The following is a 20,574-nucleotide window of genomic DNA, read 5'->3' on the forward strand; positions in this document are numbered from 1 at the left end:
CCAGAAAAAATAGTAATCATCTTTGAGAGTGAAATCAAGGATTTAAAAGATACTCGCCTGCGGCGTATCTCTGACGAGTGAGGTGCGAGCAAGAGTTATTATATTTTGAACTGAGTCTTTTCTTAAGTAAGAAGAGGTTTGATAATTAAAAAGATACCCGCCTACGCCATATCTCCGACGAGTGAGGCACGAGCGAGAGGAAGATAAAAAAGTATGAGAACAATCCAATTTAGAGAAGCCATCTGTGAAGCAATGAGCGAGGAGATGCGTCGTGATGAATCCGTGTACCTTATGGGCGAAGAAGTTGCCGAATACAATGGAGCTTATAAAGCCTCAAAAGGGATGCTAGACGAATTTGGTGCAGACCGTGTGATCGATACGCCCATCGCCGAGCTTGGTTTTGGAGGAATAGGTGTAGGAAGCACAATGACGGGATGTCGTCCTATTATAGAGTATATGACGTTTAATTTCTCACTCGTAGGGATTGACCAGATTATAAATAATGCGGCGAAAATTCGCCAGATGTCTGGAGGGCAGTTTCCGTGTCCTATCGTTTTTCGTGGTCCTACGGGATCTGCAGGGCAACTGGGAGCGACACACTCACAGGCTTTTGAAAATTGGTTTGCAAATACACCAGGATTAAAAGTAGTTGTACCGTCTAACCCTTATGATGCAAAAGGATTACTTAAAGCCTCTATACGCGATAATGATCCCGTAATATTTATGGAGTCAGAGCAAATGTATGGTGATAAAGGCGAAGTGCCAGATGGCGAATATGTTCTGCCCATAGGCGTTGCAGATGTAAAAAGAGAAGGAACAGATGTAACTATTGTTTCTTTTGGGAAAATTATTAAGGAAGCATACAAGGCTGCAGAGGAGCTTGAGAAAGATGGTATCTCTTGTGAAATTATAGACTTACGTACGGTAAGACCTATGGACCACAAAGCAATTTTTGATTCGGTTAAGAAGACCAATCGACTTGTAATTCTGGAGGAAGCGTGGCCTTTTGGGAACGTAGCGACTGAGATTACATATCAGGTACAAGAAAATTGTTTTGATTATCTAGATGCACCAATTATAAAAATAAACACAGCAGATACGCCAGCACCGTATTCGCCCGTTCTACTAAAAGAATGGTTGCCTGATCACGAGGATGTGGTGAAGGCTGTTAAAAAAGTGTTGTATAGATAACGCTTTCGCGAAAGCGGACTCACCCTTAACAAGCTTCTGTCTCAATGACGGGAGCTTTTTATTTTAGAACTTATGCGCACAAAGTTATATTTTCTTTTTCTATTACTTCCTGTTGTCGCTCTTGCCCAAACTAAGGTGAGTGGTCTGGTCAAAGATGAAAATGGGGAATCTGTTCCCTTTGCAAACGTTCTGTTTGTAAACTCAAATGAGGGAACAATTACAAATGAAGACGGTCGTTTTTATCTAGAATCTGACGAAACGTGGTCTACACTCCGCGTGTCTTTTATAGGTTTTGAAACACAAGATATCGAGCTTGACCAAAAAGTAAATTACAAAATGGAAATTGTTCTAGGCTCTGGTGCTGAGGCAATGAGTGAAGTAGTTATTTTTTCAGGAAAAACATCAAAAGACGAAGCTGAGAATCCTGCTATTAAGATGCTACGCAAAATTTGGGCTAATAAACGTGAGAATGGACTGCGCCAGTTCAAGCAATATAAATATGACAAGTACGAGAAACTTCAGTTTGACCTAAATACAATAGATAGTGCGCTCATAAATAGTAAACTATTCAAAGGAATGGAGTTTATTTTTGATCAGACAGATACTTCACGAGTAACTGGAAAAACGTATCTACCCATCTTCGTAAACGAGGCGTTTTCTAAAGTGTATGGAGATAATGTAATTAATAAGGAGAAGGAAATTTTAGAAGGGAACAAGAATAGTGGTTTTAGTGAAAACCAGACCATCATCACCTTTGTAAAAGACCTTTACAATGATTACGACGTTTATAGTAATTACTTACAGTTTTTTGACAAGAGTTTTACGAGTCCCATATCTCGTACGGGAATCCAAACATATAACTACGTACTGGCCGACAGTACGTTTATAGATAATAAGTGGTGTTATAATATTATCTATTATCCGCGTAGGAAAAACGAGCTTACATTCAAGGGAGATTTTTGGGTAAATGATACCACTTGGGCCATTAAGGAGATCAATATGCAACTCTCTAAAAGTGCAAACATAAACTGGGTCAAGGAAATCTATATGGAGCAAGAGTTTGATATTGTAAACGACTCCACCTTCTTGCTTGCTCGTGATTATTTCCTTTCTGATTTCTCATTCCGTAAAAAAGAAGAATCTCGTGGAATGTATGGTAAGCGCACGACACTTTATGAGAATTACGATTTTGATAAAGAACTGGACAAGGATTTTTATGATAGGGAAGTGTACAACTACGATAAGGATGTATACAATCGCGACGATGCCTTTTGGGAAGAAAATCGATTAGAGTCTTTGAGTAAGGATGAAGCTGGTGTCTACAAGATGCTAGATACACTCAAGACGGTCAAGAAGTTTAAAAACCTGTACAATGCGGGTTCCATACTTGCCTCTGGATATTGGGAAATCCCTAGTTTGAATTTTGATTACGGCCCTATTTTCTCTACGTTTGGGTTTAATGATGTAGAGGGATTACGTATTCGTACCGGAGGTCGTACCTATTTTGGGCAAAATGACCTGTGGCGACTAGAAGGATTCCTTGCGTATGGATTTAAGGATAAAAAAGGCAAGTTTGGATTATCAGGTAAATGGCTTGTAGATAAAAAAAGCAGGCTTATTTTCTCTGGAGGATACCGTCAGGATGTAGAACAAATAGGGGCGAGTCTCACCACATCTCGGGATGTATTGGGTCGTAATCTCGCATCATCTTCCCTTGTTAATACCGCAGTAAATGATAAGTTAACATCAATAAAACTTGCAAATGTTGCAGTAGAGATAGAACCAATCCAAAATCTAAAATTCCGTACAGACCTTTCTTTAAGAGAACTGGCATCTGCATCGCCTACGTTTAGTTTAGACTATTTTACGGATGAAGCAATGACAACCACCACGGGTGAACTTAAACAAGCTGAGGTCGTGTTTACCACTATATGGGAACCAGGTAAGAAAACTTCTGGTTTTGGAGTAGAGCGTCGTACGGCAAATGAGTGGTTTCCCACATTCTTTGTGAGTTACACTCGAGGATTAGAGGGAACGCTAGATAGCGACTTCGAGTACGATAAATTACAATTCTCATTTAAAAAATCAACGCGTTTAGGTGGTTTTGGACAATTAAGTATCTCAACGGAGGTGGGTAAGATATTTGATGAGGTGCCACTTGCCTTATTGAGTCCCGTACCAGGAAACCAATCACTATTCTCTATATTCAATACGTATAGCCAGCTCAATTTTTATGAGTTTGTGACCGATGAGTATGCTTCTGTGCAGTTAGAACACAATTTTGGCGGGCGTATTTTCAATAGAATTCCATTACTAAAAGGTTTAAATCTGCGTGAGATTATAGGAATACGCGGAGTGATAGGTAATATTTCTCAAGGAAATATCGATTTAAACAGACCGGCTTTTGAAGATTTACTTTTTGAAGACGGTATGATGCCTACAGCAATCACACCTAATCTTATTGCACCTTCTAGCGAGCCTTATTATGAATATAGTTTTGGGGTGGGGAATATCTTTAAAGTCTTTCGTATCGATTTAAATATCCGTGGGAATTACAATTTCTTGCCTGATGCTAGGAAGGTTGGGGTTACTGGGAGTTTTGGGTTTTATTTTTAAGCGCAGGGTAGCCAAAAGTTTGTGCTTCTTATAATTCAGGTTTTGAATTGCTTTGCCTTCGGTGAACCTCGTGGGTCGCGCTAGTGTTTTTCGAAGTTATATTATACGAGCTGTTGACGATTTTTGGCGGGAGATTGTTGATTCAGGTTTCAGTTCTTTAATTTTAAAGTTCAATCACAGTGCACTCTTTCTTTGTTAAACTAGAAGGGAGATCCTAGATTCCTTCATCATTCTAGTCAAGTTCCTCCAGAGATATGCCCATAATGATCATCTTTTAAGTGCATCCCTTCCCATAAACTATAATCCTCCCATAAAGACTTGGTTTATACCTCCATAAAGACCAATTACTCATAGTTGAAATTAACCCCAACTAGGTAGTTCCTAGAGTATTTCTAACATCATATCGAAAAGTTGTCCTGATACTACGACAAGCTGATCCTAATTTCTATATTGGATCAGAATTCAATTGATTATCCCCCAAATTAAAACAACAATACGATGAAAAAACTAGCACTATTGGTTTTGGGGATATTACTTCAGACAACAGCAATCTCCCAAGTATATCAAACTAAAGACGGACTTACGGTCACTTTAAAAAAAGTAAAAAATGTAAGGGATAAAGGAGATTTAAAATCCAATGTAAAAATCACAGATCAAGATGTGGATAAAATAGTAGTAAAATGCTACATCGAGTCCAATGATAACGAATCGGTAGATGTTAATTCCTTTGCCCTCGTAGATCAGGAGCATAAGCTACGTTACAGGATGGTAGATTTTCTGGATTATCGCGGTTTCACTTCCTTTGGGAGCGAAAACAAGATAGCGAGAAAAATGCTTAAGGAACCTGTTGAAATCCAAAGTCCTTACGGCGATAGGATAGGGGCAGTATATAATCCCGAAGTTAAGGACACCTTTTTAGACTTTGAAATGGGCGATTATGAAAACGTAGAGACTAAGGTAAATCTAGGCTCAAAGCGCAACCCGCACTGTAGCTCCATTTATTACTCACCTACAAAGTTAAATGAGTTTACTGCAGAATTCTTCTATGCAGTTTCTAGAGAGAAAACGGCTTCCTCTTATGACCTATATTATAAGGGAGAAAAACTGTTTGAGGTTGGAATGCCTTAATGGACTACCCTCACAGTCTATAAGTTAGATCTTATTGCTATTTCAGGTTTTGCCTTTTAAAGATTAATAATCTTATTAGGATGGCTTATATTCTTCATCGCATTGATTTTTTGACGAAACGGGAATTTGTATAAAATCTTTCTTTGTCATTTATTCTCTGTTGGATGGCGATATGATTAGAATGGAGCGTGTGTCCTCACATAACCTAAACTTAACACGCCAAATTTTGTCCAATCCACCATTTCAGCGTATTTTTGCATCCCGAAAGAAGAGATTTTTGCTGGAAAGCGTTCATAACAATTTGGTTTTCAGTTTTTAAGAGTCCGTTCCCGAAATGAATTCGGGATAAATTTCGCGAAAGCGTAATACAAATTACATAGTGCTATCTAAAGATTCTAGCTATTTAGAATTGGGTAGGAGCATTCTTTAAAACATACCCGCGTGCGCGGGCAATATTATGACAGCAGATAAAGTAAAAACATTTGACGTACTCATTGAGATTCCTAAGGGAAGCCGTAACAAATACGAATACGATTTTGAATTGAAGAAAATACGTTACGACCGTATGATTTTTTCTTCAATGATGTACCCGGCAGATTATGGGTTTATCCCAGAAACATTAGCCCTAGATGGAGATCCCCTAGACGTTTTAGTACTGGTTACAGAGCCTACTTTTCCAGGTTGTGTGATTGAGGTAAAGCCTATTGGAGTGTTCCATATGGCAGATGAGAAAGGACCAGATGAAAAAGTAATCTGTGTGCCAGTGAGTGATCCGTCTGCAAGTAAGCTTACTGATCTTTCTGACTGTAATCCACACCTTATAAAAGAGATTGAGCATTTTTTCCAAGTATACAAAGACCTTGAAGAGAAGAAAGTAGACGTTGGTGGATGGGGAGATGTGCACGAAGCTCGCGAGATTGTGGCAAAATGTATAGATCGTTATCAAGACTCAGACGTGCCTCGCAGTGAGGTTAGCATCTACTAGGTGACACATTTTTAACGAATTAGCTTTAAGCCTCAACACCTTGCGTTGAGGCTTTTTTTGTTTGGTCTATTTTCCTACTTTAGCGGGAATGTAAAATGTTAAGGATTTTTTAAAATATCCTTTATAAAACCAAACAAAAATTTATGGAATCAATAATGATCTACGTGCCTATCGCGCTGGCATTACTAGGGCTTATCTATATGCTCGTAAAACAATCTTGGGTAATGAAACAAGATGCCGGAGACGGTAAAATGAAAGAAATTTCAGATCACATCTACGAAGGCGCACTCGCTTTCCTTAATGCCGAATATAAATTACTGACCATTTTTGTGGTCATCGTGAGTGTCTTGCTCGCCATAGTATCATTTGTAGTACCTACTACACACTGGCTCATAGTTATTGCTTTTATATGTGGTGCTGCATTTTCTGCATTTGCAGGAAATATTGGGATGAAGATAGCAACTAAAACAAATGTACGTACTACGCAAGCAGCGCGTACGAGTTTGCCTAAGGCACTTGGTATCTCTTTTGGTGGAGGTACTGTGATGGGGCTGGGTGTTGCAGGACTTGCAGTATTAGGACTTACAGCATTCTTTATATTTTTCTTTCACTTCTTTATGGGAGGTGTGTGGACAAACACAATGGATATGACCATAGTACTTGAAACACTAGCTGGTTTCTCGCTAGGTGCAGAGAGTATAGCACTTTTTGCAAGAGTAGGTGGAGGAATCTATACTAAGGCGGCAGACGTAGGCGCAGATCTTGTGGGTAAAGTTGAGGCTGGTATTCCAGAAGATGATCCACGTAACCCTGCAACGATTGCAGATAATGTGGGAGATAACGTAGGAGATGTTGCGGGAATGGGAGCAGATTTATTTGGTTCCTATGTGGCAACAGTACTCGCGGCAATGGTCCTGGGGAACTATGTTATAAAAGATATGGGTGGAAGTATTGCCGACGGTTTTGGAGGAATAGGACCTATCTTATTGCCTATGTCCATTGCAGGTGTGGGGATTATCATTTCTATTATCGGTACAATGCTGGTAAAAATTAAAAATAACGATGCAAAAGAATCTCAAGTTATGGGAGCACTTAACATCGGGAACTGGACTTCTATAGTTCTTGTAGCAGTTGCTTGTTTTGGTCTATGTGTGTGGATGCTTCCAGAAACAATGCAAATGGAATTCTTTGGAGAAGGGTTACAAGAAATTTCTTCTATGAGAGTATTTTATGCAACACTCGTTGGGCTTGTTGTAGGAGCAGTTATTTCTTCAGTAACCGAATATTATACGGGATTAGGAAAGAAGCCTATTCTTAAAATTGTACAACAATCAAGCACAGGTGCGGGAACAAATATTATTGCAGGTCTTGCCACGGGAATGATTTCTACTTTCCCATCGGTTTTACTTTTTGCTGGTGCGATTTGGGCATCGTATGCATTTGCAGGATTTTATGGAGTTGCGCTAGCGGCTTCGGCGATGATGGCTACTACGGCAATGCAACTTGCGATTGACGCCTTTGGACCTATATCTGACAACGCTGGTGGAATTGCCGAAATGTCTGAGCAAGAGCCTATCGTACGTGAGCGTACAGATATTCTTGATTCTGTAGGAAACACAACAGCAGCAACTGGAAAAGGATTTGCAATTGCTTCTGCAGCCCTTACTTCGCTGGCACTTTTTGCGGCTTATGTAACTTTTACAGGAATCGACGGAATTAATATTTTTAAAGCTCCTGTCCTTGCGATGCTCTTTGTAGGAGGTATGGTGCCCGTTGTTTTCTCTGCACTCGCAATGAATGCGGTAGGAAAAGCAGCAATGGAGATGGTGCAGGAAGTTCGTCGCCAGTTTAGAGACATTCCAGGGATTATGGAAGGAACAGGAAAACCAGAATACGATAAGTGTGTGGCGATTTCAACAGAAGCTTCTCTTAAGCAAATGTTGCTTCCTGGTGTATTGACGATTGGTTTTCCACTCGTGATTGCATTTGTACCGCTTGCTTTTGGGATGAATAATCTTGCCATTGCAGAGATGCTAGGAGGTTATATGGCTGGAGTTACCGTTAGCGGTGTGCTTTGGGCTATTTTCCAGAATAATGCTGGTGGGGCCTGGGACAACGCAAAGAAATCATTTGAGGCTGGCGTAATGATTAACGGCGAGATGACTTATAAAGGGTCGGACGCTCACAAGGCGGCCGTAACTGGAGATACGGTAGGAGATCCATTTAAGGATACTTCTGGACCTTCTATGAATATCTTGATAAAGCTTACGTGCCTTATCGGTCTTGTGATTGCCCCTATATTAGGAGGTCATAGCGATGAGGGTGAGACCGCTTTCGCGAAAGCGGAAATCTCAAAAGAAATACGCGTAGAGATGAATGCAACTGATGACAACCAGGCAACTGCAGTAGTGACAACGGTTACCACAAAGAATGGAGAATCGACCACAGATGAAAAGGTAATCACAGGCACCACCGAAGAAGTGGAAGCCCAAGTGAATGCAATGAAAAATGTAGAGGTAAAGGTGGAAAAGAATTAGTTTTCTCTCTTGTAAATATTAGAAACGCGAGCTTCACGGCTCGCGTTTTTTATTTTTCAAGTTTTGGGATTATGGACGTAGGACTTATGTCGCTGCGCTCCATTGACATAGGACGTAGGAAAAATTAGCTGGTATTAGAATCAACTCTACATCAAGCAAGCATTCAAATTTTGATTTTAGTATTCTATCTTTTGAGAACCATCTTTTAGTCCTACGTCATATCGCCGAAGGCGATGCAATCCTAAGTCGGACACTCACTGTTTTTGTTTTTCTAACCTCTACTTTAAGCACTCCTTAACAAACGTTTAATATCCCATTGTGAGTCCTATTCTAGATTGTATGGTAATTTTAGAAAAAAGAAAGAACTATGATACTACCAAGAACAAAAGTGCCAAGTCTAGAACTAGATCTTATAAATGATACCAAGTGGAAACTGGCAGATCAGACTCCAGAAAATTTTACACTCATTGTGTTTTACAGAGGATTACATTGTCCCGTATGCAAAAAGCAACTTGAAGAGCTAGCAGGGAAATTAGATAAGTTTACAGAAAGAGGAACAAATGTAATTGCTGTGAGCGCAGATTCAGAGGATCGGGCAAAAAAAGCTGGAGAGGACTGGAACATTCCATCATTGCCTATAGGCTATGAACTCTCATTTGAAAAGGCCAAAGAATATGGATTGCATATTTCTGAAGGCGTGAACGACAAGGAACCAGAATATTTTACAGAACCAGGGATTTTCTTAGTGCGTCCAGATGGGGAACTGTACTTTTCATCAGTACAATCTATGCCGTTTGCTCGACCCCAGTTTGATGATATCTTAGGGGCCATCGATTATGTGCTTAAAAACGACTATCCAGCACGAGGAGAGCTTAAAGAAGTTGCCGTCGAAGCTTAGAGATAAACACAATCTAACATAAGCGTAAATCAGCAATATGATTTACGCTTTTCTATTTTTATTACGCTCTCGCGTATTTATCTCTAATTCATTTCGGGAGCATACCTAGCAATAAATTTAAGCGGAGTACCTTTACTAAAAACCAACCTATATGTTATTCTCAAGAAAAGCCGATCCCATTCAGATAGACGGATATCAATCTTATGGAACTTCTAACCACCTTTATATTTTGGGGCGAGCATTAGAACACGAGGGTGTAAATCTGGAGAAAACAGGATTTTTATCTGCTTTAAAAAATGCTTACAAGCAATTTGCAAGTGACGAATTGAGGCACACAAAATTGCGCATTACACTACCAGATGATAGAACAATATACACCACCACAGATGCCGAAGGTTATTTCAAAGTAGACGAGCAAGTAGAAGGTCTAGGAGCACTAGCAAATAGCCAAGGATGGTTGCAAATGGTTGTGAGCTTTGACGATGTGCAAAAAGATGTGGTGGTAATAGGTGAAAACCAGTTTCCTATAGAGATGCTCATACCATCAGAAACTGCTGAGTATGGAGTGATAAGTGACGTAGATGATACGATTCTTCATACAGGAGTCGCCTCGCTACTCAAATGGCGTGTTATCTTTAATACTTTATTTAAAAGTGTGGATAAACGAACCTCACTTGAAGGCGCACCAGAATTATATCAAAAACTACATTTAGGAAAATCCGGAAAAAATGCAAATCCTATGTTCTACGTGAGTAATAGTCCGTGGAATTTGTACAATTATCTGGAGGCCTTTATACGCAATGCAAAATTCCCAAAAGGCTCCATCCTACTCCGTGATTTCCGAGGGCCTCTGGATAAGATTCCTAAACCAGAGAAGCCCCACAAACAGCACGAAATACGCAATATATTAAATACCTATCCAGATTTAAAATTTGTGCTCATAGGAGATAGTGGTGAGCACGACGTAGATATTTATCTGGAGGTAGCAAAAGAATACCCAGAGCAAATTATAGCGGTGTACTTACGAAGCGTTGACCACAAGAAAAAGGTACTTCGAGTGGAAGGGGTTTTAAAACAGTATGAAACGACACCAGCGGTCTTAGTAAAGAAAAGCTCCTTTGCCGAAGAGCACGCAAGGAAAATAGGTCTAATCGCCTAAAATAAACCGTGCAACTCGGCGTCTATACGGTTTATGATATTTCCTAAATCCTCTGGATTATCTACAAAGTTGATATTATCTACGTCAATGATGAGTAGCTTTCCTTTTTCGTAACCGTGTATCCACGCTTCGTAACGCTCATTGAGACGACTTAAGTAGTCTATTGAGATCGAGTTTTCATACTCGCGACCGCGTTTGTGTATTTGGCTCACTAGGTTTGGGATAGAGCTACGTAGGTAAATCATCAGGTCCGGCGCATCTACCACACTTTCCATCAGGTCAAAGAGCGATTTGTAATTATTATAATCCCGATTTGTCAGTAATCCCATTGCGTGCAGGTTAGGAGCAAAGATATAGGCATCTTCATAAATTGTCCTGTCCTGTATGATCGTTTTTTTACTGTCCCGTATGTCTAGCAATTGGCGAAAACGGCTATTTAAAAAGTACACCTGCAAGTTAAAAGACCACCGTTCCATCTCGTTGTAAAAATCATCTAGATATGGATTATCCACTACGTCTTCGTATTGTGGAGTCCATTTAAAATGTTTGGCGAGAAGTCTGGTCAGCGTCGTTTTACCGGCACCGATGTTTCCAGCGATGGCAATATGCATATCTTAATTTTTTGGTGGTTTGAGGCTAAAAGAAGTCACTTTTAAGCCGTCGTAAATATACAGCCTTTCACCGTTCAACGAAAGCTGTTTTATGACTAAATCTGGTAATTTCAAAGGAACAAAATCTTCGGCAGAGGATGATTTGTAATATACTTTTGGTTTTAAATTTTCAGTTTCCGCTACTTTGGCTTCGCTCAGCACAGATTTTGCGAAAGCGATAACATTCCCATTCGCCTGAGCTAAACTGATATCTGTAGGTATCTTGCTCAGGTCTATGCTGTCTATGGCACTTCCATAATTATTAAACATAAGTAGGCCACTTTCTGTAACCAGCCAGCAAAAGTTGAAGTTGCTCGTGGTTGCCAAAGCATTAGTTTGCAACGGTGGGGATTGCACGACCACTTTCCTGCTGTTCCAGTCAAATATTTCTAGCTGTTGCAAGTCTGTATTAAATATCCAAAATCTCCTGTCGTTTGCCGTGGTCGCGTGACTCACGTTTCTAAAATTCTCAATGGCCGAAAAGTTGATGCGAGTGATTTCAGATAGCGTGTTGTCCAGTACAAGCGCGGTATTAGACATTTCATAAAACACCGTAATCTTGAGCGGATTCACAATATCTACCGAACTAATTTTCCCCAGCTGTAGCGCCGTAAACTGGTAATTGTTCTTATCGCCTTTTTTAAAAAGTGCGTTGTTTTTAGAATAATACACCGCTCCATAATCATCCACTCCGTAAAATACTTCGGCATCCAGCGGAGTGCTTTGTAGTAATTTCGGACTCAATTCTTGAGCAGAAAGTGAGAAGCCTAGGGCTAGAATGAGAAAGAATAGAAAGTTTTTCATCGGCTAGCAAAGTACAAAAACCTCGCCGTTTTATATGTTATATTTACGATATGAAGCCCGATATAGAAACCCGTGATGATGTCCACCTATTAGTAACGACTTTTTACGGTCGGATTCGGGCAGATGTCTATCTGGGACCTATTTTCAACAAACACGTGACGAACTGGCCAGCACACTTTGAGCATCTCACCGATTTTTGGGAAGGGAATTTATTCCAAAAAAGAATTTTTAAAGGCAATCCGTTGCGTGAACACAAGCGGGTCGATAGGGAAGAGGGATATGTGATAAACGAGCAACACTTTGGCGTCTGGCTCAACCATTGGGTGCAAACGATAAATGATTTGTACGAAGGAGAACGCGCCGAAATGGCAAAGTTCCGTGCTCGTAAGATTGGAACTTTTTTCTTAGTGTCACTTTTTGAGGCAAAGCCAAAGATGAGTTAAGAATTTAGAATGACATTGTATTTGTCGAGAATACATCTTTGCAGAATCCTTATCTTTAAATTATGGAAGTAACTTTTACCACAAAAGAAGAAAGTAACAAACTGCAAGAGAAAGCTTTTCTTGCGTTGTCTCCGTCTGAGCGTTTTCTAGCATTTTTAAATTTAAGTATCGCCATACAAAGATTGCATCCTACAGAATTTGATCCAAAAGAAAATTTTGTTCTCAAGAAGAAGAAGTGAAAGCGCAAAAATTTATTAGACATTCAAGAATTGGAAAGAAGAAAAGCGCAGGAGTAAGTTTTAGTCCTACGTCCTAGGTCAAGCAAGCGTAGCGCGCTAAGTCCTAAGTCATTTTTCGCGAAAGCGGAAAAAAAATCAACAAATCAATTTATACCCATAGCCTCTCACATTTACAATTGAGACATTCGGGTCATTACTCAATTTCTTGCGGAGTTTTGTGATAAAAACATCCATACTCCGGCCGGAGAAAAAGTCATCATCTCCCCATAACTTTTTGAGTATAAGAGAGCGATCGAGTACTTGATTTTTGTTTTTGACTAAGTGAAACAAGAGATGTGCCTCGCGGTGAGTGAGATTTTGTTCTTCTTGTGATTCGTTTCCGCTTTCGCGAAAGCGTAAAATCTGCCGAGGAAAGTCAAAACGATAATCTCCTATTTCCAGCACCTCACTTTCTCGCTGAAGTTTTGTGCGTCCCAATAAATTATGAATCCTCACAATAAGCTCCTCAACGCTAAAAGGTTTTTTCATATAATCATTCCCGCCTATGGAGAATCCCTCAACAACATCTGCGGTTTGGGATTTTGCGGTGAGGAAAATGATTGGGATTTCTTCGTTTGTTTCTCTAATTTTTTTGGCAAGGGTAAATCCGTCCATTTTTGGCATCATTACATCGAGTACGAGGATAGCAAACTCACCATTGTTGAATTTCTCCAAAGCTTGCGCTCCATCTTTACAAAGCGTCACGTCAAAATCACGAGTTTCAAGACTTTCTTGGACGATTTGACCAAGTGCTGGCTCATCCTCGGCGAGGAGTAGTTTTATTTTAGACATAAGGCAATGTGATTGTAAATGTAGTTTGTGGCGTGGTGGTCAGTTTTATGGTTCCGCCGTGTTTTTCGATGATGGTTTTCGTGTAGTATAAACCGATACCAAAACCTTTTACATCGTGCGTATTTCCCTTAGGCACGCGGTAAAATTTCTCAAAGACCATTGTCGCTTGCTCTTTGGTTAGCGATTTTCCACCGTCTTTTACAGTTATGATAAGTTTATCTTCTTCTCGTTCTTTTTGCAAGGTGTTTATGCCAATTTCAATTGGAGCTTTCCCATACTTATAAGCATTGTCTACTAGATTATCCAAGGCATTTTCTATGTGAAAAATATCTACCTCTGTCATTAAAGTTTCACCACCTGGGATAAAATATATTGGGATATCTGCATTTAGGCTTTTGTATTTGTTTACGATGGTTTCTAGGAGCTCCACCATATCTGTTGGGGCTTTCTGGAGGGCGAGGTCTTCTTTGTCTAGCGTAGCCGTATCAAGAATACGCTCTACCATCGTATTAAGCTTTACGAGTTGGTCTGAAGACATATCGAGATATTTCTCGGTTTTCTTTGGATCATTTTCTTTATTAAACGTTCGGATACCTTCTACGGCCGCGCTTATGGTCGCAATAGGAGTTTTAAACTCGTGGGTGATATTGCTTATAAAATCGTTTTTGATTTCGGCGAGTTGTTTTTGTTCCTGAATGATTTTTAAGAGGTAAAGAAGACTGGCTATCACTGCGCCCACAAGAAGAATAGAAAGTAAAATCCCCACCATATTACGCTTGAGTACAACGCCAGCGACATTATTGAAGCCCACCAGTAGTGTGCTCCGTTCGGGAAGCAGTTGCGAGTTTGAGGCAACCTTGAGCGCGTAGTTTTTGGTAGAAGGAATACTATCTAAATCTGGTTTCTTGTAAATCATCTCATAATCGGTCTCTGCAAGATTTTTACGGTTGAGCTCTGCTCCTATGAGACTATCTAGCACGGGTTCATCCACATCATCATCATTAAAGGAGAACACTACACTCGTCGTAAGTTCGGATAGCGCCTTAAATCGATCTGGAAATTTATAAGATGAAGTGTCGTTTTGAGATAATGAGTCTCTCGAGAAAAAGCCTATGTTATTCTTTATTCTGTTTGAGAGACTATCTACAATTTCTTTATTGTCGCCATATATTTTATAAGTGGTACTTGAGCCATTCTCATTAGAACGTTTTTCTATTTTTTGGGTATAACTGGAGTCTATAGCTATATGAAGGCGTTTCAAGCCCATTTGAGTTTCTCTATTTTCTTTTTTGACCAGCTCAGGAAACGTTACATTTTTGGCCCTGCCAGATAGGTCGATGCCTTTTAGATCTACAGTACCACTATCAATTCTTTTTGCGAGGCGCTCAAACCTTTCTGAGGTTAGAAAAGAATTCATTTCACTATCCGAACCAAAAAAACTCAACGTGTTCTCCTCCGCCAGTTGCTCGTAGTATTGTGTCACCGCATTGTCCATACTCGTCTGTACATCACGCACCAGTTGCGCCTTTCCAGTCTCATAATTTTTATAGTTCCAATAAACCTGTACGACAAGTGTTGCGAGAATCACAGCGCTTATAAAGTAAAGGATCGTCTTATAATGTCTTTCTTGCATATTCCAAAAGTAGGTGGATAATATACTGTGACCAAATCGCTTAACACTCGTTAACGCTCGTTAACTATGTGCCAGACTTTTCATCTTCATATTTGTAGCGTAAAAAATTAGTAACACATAAAACCAAATATTATGAAAACAGTTATCACACTATGTATCGCTCTCGCCGTATCTATATGTACAGCGCAGGAGCCAGCAAAAATCAATGAGAACCTCTTGTCGCCAGAACAGGTAGAGCAACTCAAGGAAACATTAACTTCTATTGCACAAAAGTTAGATAGTAATAAAGATACTTTCTTTTCTAAAGAAGAAGTACAGCTTTTAATGCAAAAACTGGAAAGTACGCAGGAGCAACAGGCTCAAAGTACTGTTTTTTCAAAAACCTACAGAACGGATAGTTCTCCAACTTCACATACAGAAGTAAAATATTCGGTTACTTTAAATGACAAGGAAGACCTTGCGGGGATTGAGGATTTAAAAAACTTAGATTTGTCTGAGCTTAGTAGTACGATGGCCGACTTTGTAACTGCTCTTCTGCAAAGCCCAAAAATCAAGGAACTTGCGGTGAGCCTTCAGCAGCTGCAGGAAAAACTAGAAAATGCAAAAAAAGACTAATCTTAAAACTTATAAATGATGAAAAATATAGTATTGATTGTTTTGATGTTCGCTTTCGCGAAAGCGTACTCACAAAAAATTGAAGGAATCGCCACCTACCAAACCCAGCGTAGTGTAGATATAAAAATGGACAGCACCTCCGGGATGACCAGCGAGATGCAAAAATCCATCCAGGAACAGTTGCGCAAGCAGTTTCAAAAAGAATTTGACCTTACATTTAATGCTAAGGAGAAGGTCTGGAAAGAGAATGAATCCATCAGTACGCCACAAGCACCAGCATCAGGTATTCAAATTATGATGACGGGAAATAGTGATGAGCTATATCAAAATATACATGATCAGAAGTACGTGCAACAAAGTGATATGATGGGGAAACTATTTTTAATTGAGGATACGCTAGAGAAACCAGAGTGGAAGCTTGAGAAAGAGACAAAAAACATAGGGCAATACACTTGTTTTAAGGCTACGCTCACGGAGGAAATAACCGAGAGTACGCTCACAAGTGGAGATGCCCAAGCAGAAGAAGTTAAAAAAGAGCGTGTAACCACAGCTTGGTACACTTTAGATATTCCAGTACGGCACGGTCCAGATAGGTTTTGGGGACTACCAGGGTTAATACTTGAAGTAAATGATGGGAAGATGGCAATGATGTGTACAAAAGTAGTCCTGAACCCATCAGAAGAAATCACCATCGAAGCGCCGACAAAAGGAAAAAAAGTGACACAGGATGCATATGACGAAATCTCCGAGAAAAAAGCCCAGGAGATGATGGAGCGCTACCAGAGCAAAAGTTCTAAAAAAGGAGAGACGAGCAGTTTTACCATTAAGGTAGGTGGGTAAATCATAATAAAATCTTAAAATCGTAACATACCGTTAAACGGTAGACTAACTTGATAGTCAAATAGGACGAGACTTAAACCAAGATATTATGACGATTTCCGCAAGAAGATTTTTTACGATTGTTGCTATTGCTTTAATGGCAATCCCGCTCTACGCACAGAAAATTGAGGGCGTAGCGACTTACCAAACGAAGACTACGCTTGATATGTCCCGTTTTAACCGCGGTGGCGAGCAAATGACAGAGCAACGCAAGAAGCAAATTGCAGAGCGCATGAAGAATTTTCTAGAAAAGGAATTTACGCTCACATTTAATAAAGAAGAGTCCTTCTACAAGGAAGAAGAAAAGCTTCAGGCGCCCGGACAAGGCGGTGGTCGCTGGGGTGGAGGTTTCACCCAGGGCGGAATCTATAAAAATGCCACCACAAAGGATTATGCCCGTGAGAATAATATGATGGGGAAGACTTTTCTGGTAAAAGATACCGTAAGTACGTTGCAATGGGAACTCACTAAGGAAAGCAAAATGATAGGTCAGTACCCAGCATTTAAGGCCGTTGCAGAGCGTCCTATCGAGGCAAATATGTGGAGTCGTATGGGGAGAATGGCAAGAGATGCTCAGAAAAAACAAGAAAAAAAGGACTCAACTGCAGTTGCAGAAAATTCTGATGAGATAGAAGTTGAGGAAGAAGAGCCTACTACCGAAACTATTACTGCCTGGTATACTCCGATGATTCCTGTTGGTCACGGCCCAGACGAGTTTGGTGGATTGCCAGGACTTATCTTAGAGCTGAGTACAAACAACACGACAATGCTGTGTACTAAAGTAGTGCTTAACCCTAAGGATGCTATTGTTATTGATGTCCCTTCAAAAGGAAAAGAAGTTTCCCGCGAGGAGTACACAACCATCGTCGAGGAAAAGGCTAAAGAAATGGCAGAGCGTTTCCAAAGTAGCGGTCGTAGAGGACAGCAGGGCGGACGTAGATTTTAATATGATTACGCTTTTTATAAATGAGCCTTCAGCGCATCGCGAAATTTATCCCGAATTTATTTCGGTAGCAAACACACTAAGACAAAAAGCATCATTACTAAATGCTGAATGTAACTTTATAAGGTATAGATTATTCAAAATAGCCCTTTAAACACTCCTCTTTTCGGGGAGATGTTAAATGAGGGAAAACCAATCAAAAAATGAAAAAATCACACATTATACTAGCGATGCTTCTCGCATTGCCTTTCATCACTATTGCCCAAAGTATAGAACTGAGGGGTGTTGTAAAAGATAGCTTAGGCGTAGGTCTGGAACTGGCAAACATCATTGCCACAAACAAAGCCGAAGGAACCCTAGAATCTTATGGTATCACAGACCAAGAAGGTCGTTATAGATTACAACTTACTAAAGGAAATACCTACGACCTAAAAATAAGCTACCTAGGTTTAAAATCCGAAATCACCGAAATCTCAGTAGGAGAAGATGCCGAAGATATCACGAGAGATTTCACCTTGCGTGATGACCCCAACCAGCTAGACGATGTCGAGCTGGTGTATGAAATGCCAGTAACCGTAAGAGGTGATACTATTGTCTACAATACGGATAGTTTTACAAACGGTAACGAGCGTAAACTGGGCGACGTTCTTAAAAAACTCCCAGGAGTAGAGGTTAACGATGATGGCCAGATAGAAGTAGAGGGAAAAGTAGTTTCTAAAGTAATGATTGAAGGGAAGGATTTCTTTGACGGCGATACAAAACTAGCTACAAAAAACATCCCCGCAGATGCCTTAAAAAAAGTTGAGGTGCTTAAAAATTACAACGAAGTTTCTCAAATGCGAGGCCTAGGAAATGACCAAGACAATGTTGCTATCAATTTAAGGTTGAAAGAAGGAAAGACCAACTTCTGGTTTGGCGATGTGACTGGAGGATTAGGCGATGGCGAGAAAACAAGATATTTGGGCAAGGCAAAACTCTTTTACTATAGTCCAAAGGGAAGTATAAACATCATTTCAGACTTTAATAACGTGGGTCAGGTGCCGTTTACGTTTCGGGATTATTTCAACTTTACGGGAGGATTCAGGAATTTTAATCAGCGAGGTGGGACTGGATTTAATGTGAGCGATAGCGGTTTAGGTTTTTTAACCACTCAAAATGACCGTGCAAATGATATAGAAAGCGGATTTCTGGCTGGTAACTTTACCTATGCTGTAAATCCAAAATGGGACATTAGCGGTTTTGCATTGCTTAGTGATAACAAGACGAACTTTGTCAATAATTCGTTGAATACCTTTATCAACCAAGGGTTTACCCAAGGCTTTAATCAAGATAGCGACCAGCAAAATCAGCTGGGGATGGCAAAACTATCATCGGTATATAAACCGAATGCGAGTCTGCAATTTGACTACGACCTTCTGGTAAAAAAATCAAAGCAAACAGAATTTTCGGATGGAGAGAGTATTGTTACCCGTGACGGAGTGGTAAGGAATGATGTGGTAGATGAGCGCAAAGAGAATGAACCTTTCTCTATAAATCAAAATGTAAATCTATATTACACGCTTAATGAAGACAACATTTTTGCGGGTACGTTCCAGCACTTATATCAGGATGAAGACCCTTTTTATAATGCCATATTATCTGAGGAGCCATTTACTGCACCTGATCCTAATAATCCTATGAATCAAATAAGTTCCATAGATTTTATGCCTGGGGCAAACGGACTTTTTGATATCAATCAAAACAAGAATATAAAAACAAACAAGCTAGACGCAAAAGTAGATTACTACTACATCCTCAATAAAAAGAGCAATCTTAATATTACGGCAGGCGCAACCTTGAGCCGTCAGGATTTTGATTCAAATCTTTTTGAGATTCTAGCCGATGGAACAGTAGATGACCTTGAAGAAACCGAAGACGGAACAGTCATCGGGAATGAGGTTGCTTTTAATTTTAGTGATTTGTTCTTAGGATTACACTACAAAGTTAAAACAGGAATTTTTACGTTCACACCTGGACTGACATTACATAATTATAGAACCAAAAGTGAGCAATTAGGAACCACGACTGAAGAAAGCGAGGTAACGGTGCTCCCAGATTTGTTTACCGTGGTAGACTTTGCTCAGGGTAAAAGTCTGAGAGTAAATTACCAAATGACCGCTCAATACACAGACGTAAATAATTTTGCCGAAGGCTTACTGTTCAACAATTACAATAGCCTTTTTAGAGGGAACCGCGAGATTGAGAATGCTATTTTTCATAATGCGAGTATCAATTACTTTAGCTTCAGTATGTTCAACTTTACGAGTCTTTTTGGAGGTGTGAATTACAGTCGACGCGTTGATCCTATTAAGACCACGGGTACTTTTGTAGGAATTAATCAGGTGGCAAGCCCCATAAACAACACAAACTTTGCAGATGAGACGTTGAGTGCGAACGCACGTTTCTCAAAACGCTTTAAAAAGTGGAAACTTAACCTGAGCGCAAACGGGAGTTACAGCGATTTAAACAACATCATTAACGGTGAAGATAGAAACACAAAAAACCTATCTCAAACCTACACCACAAGTGCTGAGACAAACTTAAAGGAAGCACCTAATTTTGAGATAGGATACCGCTACAACAGCACAAACTCAGATAACGGAGTGACAGACAGAACGTTCTTTACTCACCGCCCGTTTGCAAATGCCGAGTGGAATTTTCTAAACGGATTTACGCTAGGCGCAGACTGGAGTTTGTATAACTACGACGATAATGATGACAGTACAGAAATAGACAATATGTATTCTTTCTTAGAGGCAAACCTGTACTACCAGAAACCAGACAGCAAGTGGGAATTTCGCATACAGGCGACTAACCTTTTGGATGTGGACGTGATCTCAAATAATAGCGTAAATGATTTCCAAATATCAAACACAGAGTATTTTGTACAACCTAGAATTGTTATGTTTACGGTGCAGTATAGTTTGTAGGTTAGCACTCCTGCCTGCCGGCAAGGCAGGTTCGCGAAAGCTTAACCAGAAAAG

Annotated in this window: 17 protein-coding genes; 13 read left to right on the forward strand and 4 right to left on the reverse strand. The window is 40.0% G+C overall.

Translation table 11 applies throughout. The features are described from left to right. Positions 1–213 precede the first annotated feature (213 nt). The 7 genes from EAX61_RS13665 (at position 214) to EAX61_RS13695 (ending at position 10,514) form a co-directional block, all read left to right on the forward strand. The gene (locus tag EAX61_RS13665; RefSeq protein WP_121918270.1) at positions 214–1,191 is read left to right on the forward strand and encodes a pyruvate dehydrogenase complex E1 component subunit beta; all 978 of its coding nucleotides are present in this window, start codon (positions 214–216) and stop codon (positions 1,189–1,191) included. A gap of 72 nt (positions 1,192–1,263) precedes the next feature. After that, positions 1,264–3,807, forward strand: coding sequence for a DUF5686 and carboxypeptidase-like regulatory domain-containing protein (locus EAX61_RS13670; protein ID WP_121918271.1), 2,544 nt, complete (start codon positions 1,264–1,266; stop codon positions 3,805–3,807). A gap of 498 nt (positions 3,808–4,305) precedes the next feature. After that, complete coding sequence (locus EAX61_RS13675) at positions 4,306–4,935, forward strand: hypothetical protein (RefSeq protein ID WP_121918272.1); 630 nt, start codon at positions 4,306–4,308, stop codon at positions 4,933–4,935. 457 nt (positions 4,936–5,392) lie between these two features. Then, on the forward strand, positions 5,393–5,920 hold the full coding sequence (locus EAX61_RS13680; RefSeq protein ID WP_121918273.1) for an inorganic diphosphatase: 528 nt from the start codon (positions 5,393–5,395) through the stop codon (positions 5,918–5,920). Between the two features lie 143 nt (positions 5,921–6,063). Next, positions 6,064–8,457: a sodium-translocating pyrophosphatase gene (locus EAX61_RS13685; protein WP_121918274.1), complete on the forward strand. Its 2,394-nt coding sequence runs from the start codon at positions 6,064–6,066 to the stop codon at positions 8,455–8,457. Between the two features lie 367 nt (positions 8,458–8,824). Then, the gene (locus EAX61_RS13690; RefSeq protein ID WP_121918275.1) at positions 8,825–9,355 is read left to right on the forward strand and encodes a peroxiredoxin-like family protein; all 531 of its coding nucleotides are present in this window, start codon (positions 8,825–8,827) and stop codon (positions 9,353–9,355) included. A gap of 151 nt (positions 9,356–9,506) precedes the next feature. Beyond that, entirely contained in the window at positions 9,507–10,514 is a 1,008-nt protein-coding gene (locus EAX61_RS13695; RefSeq protein WP_121918276.1) for an App1 family protein phosphatidate phosphatase, read from the forward strand. Here the strand turns inward: EAX61_RS13695 and EAX61_RS13700 are convergent. Both EAX61_RS13700 and EAX61_RS13705 read right to left on the reverse strand, forming a co-directional pair. Then, positions 10,511–11,125, reverse strand: coding sequence for a deoxynucleoside kinase (locus tag EAX61_RS13700; RefSeq protein WP_121918277.1), 615 nt, complete (start codon positions 11,123–11,125; stop codon positions 10,511–10,513). The two genes, EAX61_RS13695 and EAX61_RS13700, sit on opposite strands and share 4 nt — an antisense overlap. Before the next feature lie 3 nt (positions 11,126–11,128). Further along, positions 11,129–11,968 (reverse strand): hypothetical protein, encoded by an 840-nt coding sequence (locus tag EAX61_RS13705; RefSeq protein ID WP_121918278.1) that lies wholly within the window; start codon positions 11,966–11,968, stop codon positions 11,129–11,131. A gap of 50 nt (positions 11,969–12,018) precedes the next feature. On the opposite strand from EAX61_RS13705, the gene EAX61_RS13710 reads away from it, so the two are divergent. Continuing rightward, positions 12,019–12,411 (forward strand): group III truncated hemoglobin, encoded by a 393-nt coding sequence (locus EAX61_RS13710; RefSeq protein WP_121918279.1) that lies wholly within the window; start codon positions 12,019–12,021, stop codon positions 12,409–12,411. Positions 12,412–12,473: 62 nt separating this feature from the next. Beyond that, positions 12,474–12,650 (forward strand): hypothetical protein, encoded by a 177-nt coding sequence (locus tag EAX61_RS16580; protein ID WP_201739464.1) that lies wholly within the window; start codon positions 12,474–12,476, stop codon positions 12,648–12,650. Positions 12,651–12,785: 135 nt separating this feature from the next. On the opposite strand, the gene EAX61_RS13715 is transcribed toward EAX61_RS16580, so the two are convergent. Together EAX61_RS13715 and EAX61_RS13720 are read right to left on the reverse strand one after the other, a co-directional pair. Next, complete coding sequence (locus EAX61_RS13715; protein ID WP_121918280.1) at positions 12,786–13,481, reverse strand: response regulator transcription factor; 696 nt, start codon at positions 13,479–13,481, stop codon at positions 12,786–12,788. Then, positions 13,474–15,114 carry a sensor histidine kinase gene (locus EAX61_RS13720; protein WP_121918281.1) on the reverse strand — a complete coding sequence of 547 codons (1,641 nt, stop codon included), beginning with the start codon at positions 15,112–15,114 and terminating at the stop codon, positions 13,474–13,476. Before EAX61_RS13720 ends, EAX61_RS13715 begins: the two co-directional genes overlap by 8 nt. Positions 15,115–15,246: 132 nt before the next feature. On the opposite strand from EAX61_RS13720, the gene EAX61_RS13725 reads away from it, so the two are divergent. The 4 genes from EAX61_RS13725 (at position 15,247) to EAX61_RS13740 (ending at position 20,520) form a co-directional block, all read left to right on the forward strand. Further along, entirely contained in the window at positions 15,247–15,729 is a 483-nt protein-coding gene (locus EAX61_RS13725; RefSeq protein WP_121918282.1) for a hypothetical protein, read from the forward strand. 15 nt (positions 15,730–15,744) lie between these two features. Next, a complete protein-coding gene (locus tag EAX61_RS13730; protein WP_121918283.1) occupies positions 15,745–16,569 on the forward strand; it encodes a GLPGLI family protein in 825 nt (274 codons plus the stop codon). 88 nt (positions 16,570–16,657) lie between these two features. After that, entirely contained in the window at positions 16,658–17,554 is an 897-nt protein-coding gene (locus EAX61_RS13735) for a GLPGLI family protein (protein WP_121918284.1), read from the forward strand. Positions 17,555–17,754: 200 nt separating this feature from the next. Beyond that, entirely contained in the window at positions 17,755–20,520 is a 2,766-nt protein-coding gene (locus tag EAX61_RS13740; RefSeq protein WP_236642050.1) for a TonB-dependent receptor, read from the forward strand. The last annotated feature ends 54 nt before the right edge of the window (positions 20,521–20,574 follow it).

This window comes from Dokdonia sinensis (assembly GCF_003688895.1).
GTDB classification, from domain to species: domain Bacteria; phylum Bacteroidota; class Bacteroidia; order Flavobacteriales; family Flavobacteriaceae; genus Dokdonia; species Dokdonia sinensis.

Excerpts from the sequence above, each read along its gene's own strand:
- EAX61_RS13705 (WP_121918278.1), bottom strand. The coding sequence starts at position 11,968 with ATGAAAAACTTTCTATTCTTTCTCATTCTAGCCCTAGGCTTCTCACTT.
- EAX61_RS13720 (WP_121918281.1), bottom strand. The coding sequence starts at position 15,114 with ATGCAAGAAAGACATTATAAGACGATCCTTTACTTTATAAGCGCTGTG.
- EAX61_RS13675 (WP_121918272.1), top strand. The coding sequence starts at position 4,306 with ATGAAAAAACTAGCACTATTGGTTTTGGGGATATTACTTCAGACAACA.
- EAX61_RS13715 (WP_121918280.1), bottom strand. The coding sequence starts at position 13,481 with ATGTCTAAAATAAAACTACTCCTCGCCGAGGATGAGCCAGCACTTGGT.
- EAX61_RS13685 (WP_121918274.1), top strand. The coding sequence starts at position 6,064 with ATGGAATCAATAATGATCTACGTGCCTATCGCGCTGGCATTACTAGGG.
- EAX61_RS13725 (WP_121918282.1), top strand. The coding sequence starts at position 15,247 with ATGAAAACAGTTATCACACTATGTATCGCTCTCGCCGTATCTATATGT.
- EAX61_RS13710 (WP_121918279.1), top strand. The coding sequence starts at position 12,019 with ATGAAGCCCGATATAGAAACCCGTGATGATGTCCACCTATTAGTAACG.
- EAX61_RS13690 (WP_121918275.1), top strand. The coding sequence starts at position 8,825 with ATGATACTACCAAGAACAAAAGTGCCAAGTCTAGAACTAGATCTTATA.
- EAX61_RS13680 (WP_121918273.1), top strand. The coding sequence starts at position 5,393 with ATGACAGCAGATAAAGTAAAAACATTTGACGTACTCATTGAGATTCCT.
- EAX61_RS13735 (WP_121918284.1), top strand. The coding sequence starts at position 16,658 with ATGACGATTTCCGCAAGAAGATTTTTTACGATTGTTGCTATTGCTTTA.
- EAX61_RS13695 (WP_121918276.1), top strand. The coding sequence starts at position 9,507 with ATGTTATTCTCAAGAAAAGCCGATCCCATTCAGATAGACGGATATCAA.
- EAX61_RS13730 (WP_121918283.1), top strand. The coding sequence starts at position 15,745 with ATGATGAAAAATATAGTATTGATTGTTTTGATGTTCGCTTTCGCGAAA.
- EAX61_RS13740 (WP_236642050.1), top strand. The coding sequence starts at position 17,755 with ATGAAAAAATCACACATTATACTAGCGATGCTTCTCGCATTGCCTTTC.
- EAX61_RS13665 (WP_121918270.1), top strand. The coding sequence starts at position 214 with ATGAGAACAATCCAATTTAGAGAAGCCATCTGTGAAGCAATGAGCGAG.
- EAX61_RS13670 (WP_121918271.1), top strand. The coding sequence starts at position 1,264 with ATGCGCACAAAGTTATATTTTCTTTTTCTATTACTTCCTGTTGTCGCT.
- EAX61_RS16580 (WP_201739464.1), top strand. The coding sequence starts at position 12,474 with ATGGAAGTAACTTTTACCACAAAAGAAGAAAGTAACAAACTGCAAGAG.
- EAX61_RS13700 (WP_121918277.1), bottom strand. The coding sequence starts at position 11,125 with ATGCATATTGCCATCGCTGGAAACATCGGTGCCGGTAAAACGACGCTG.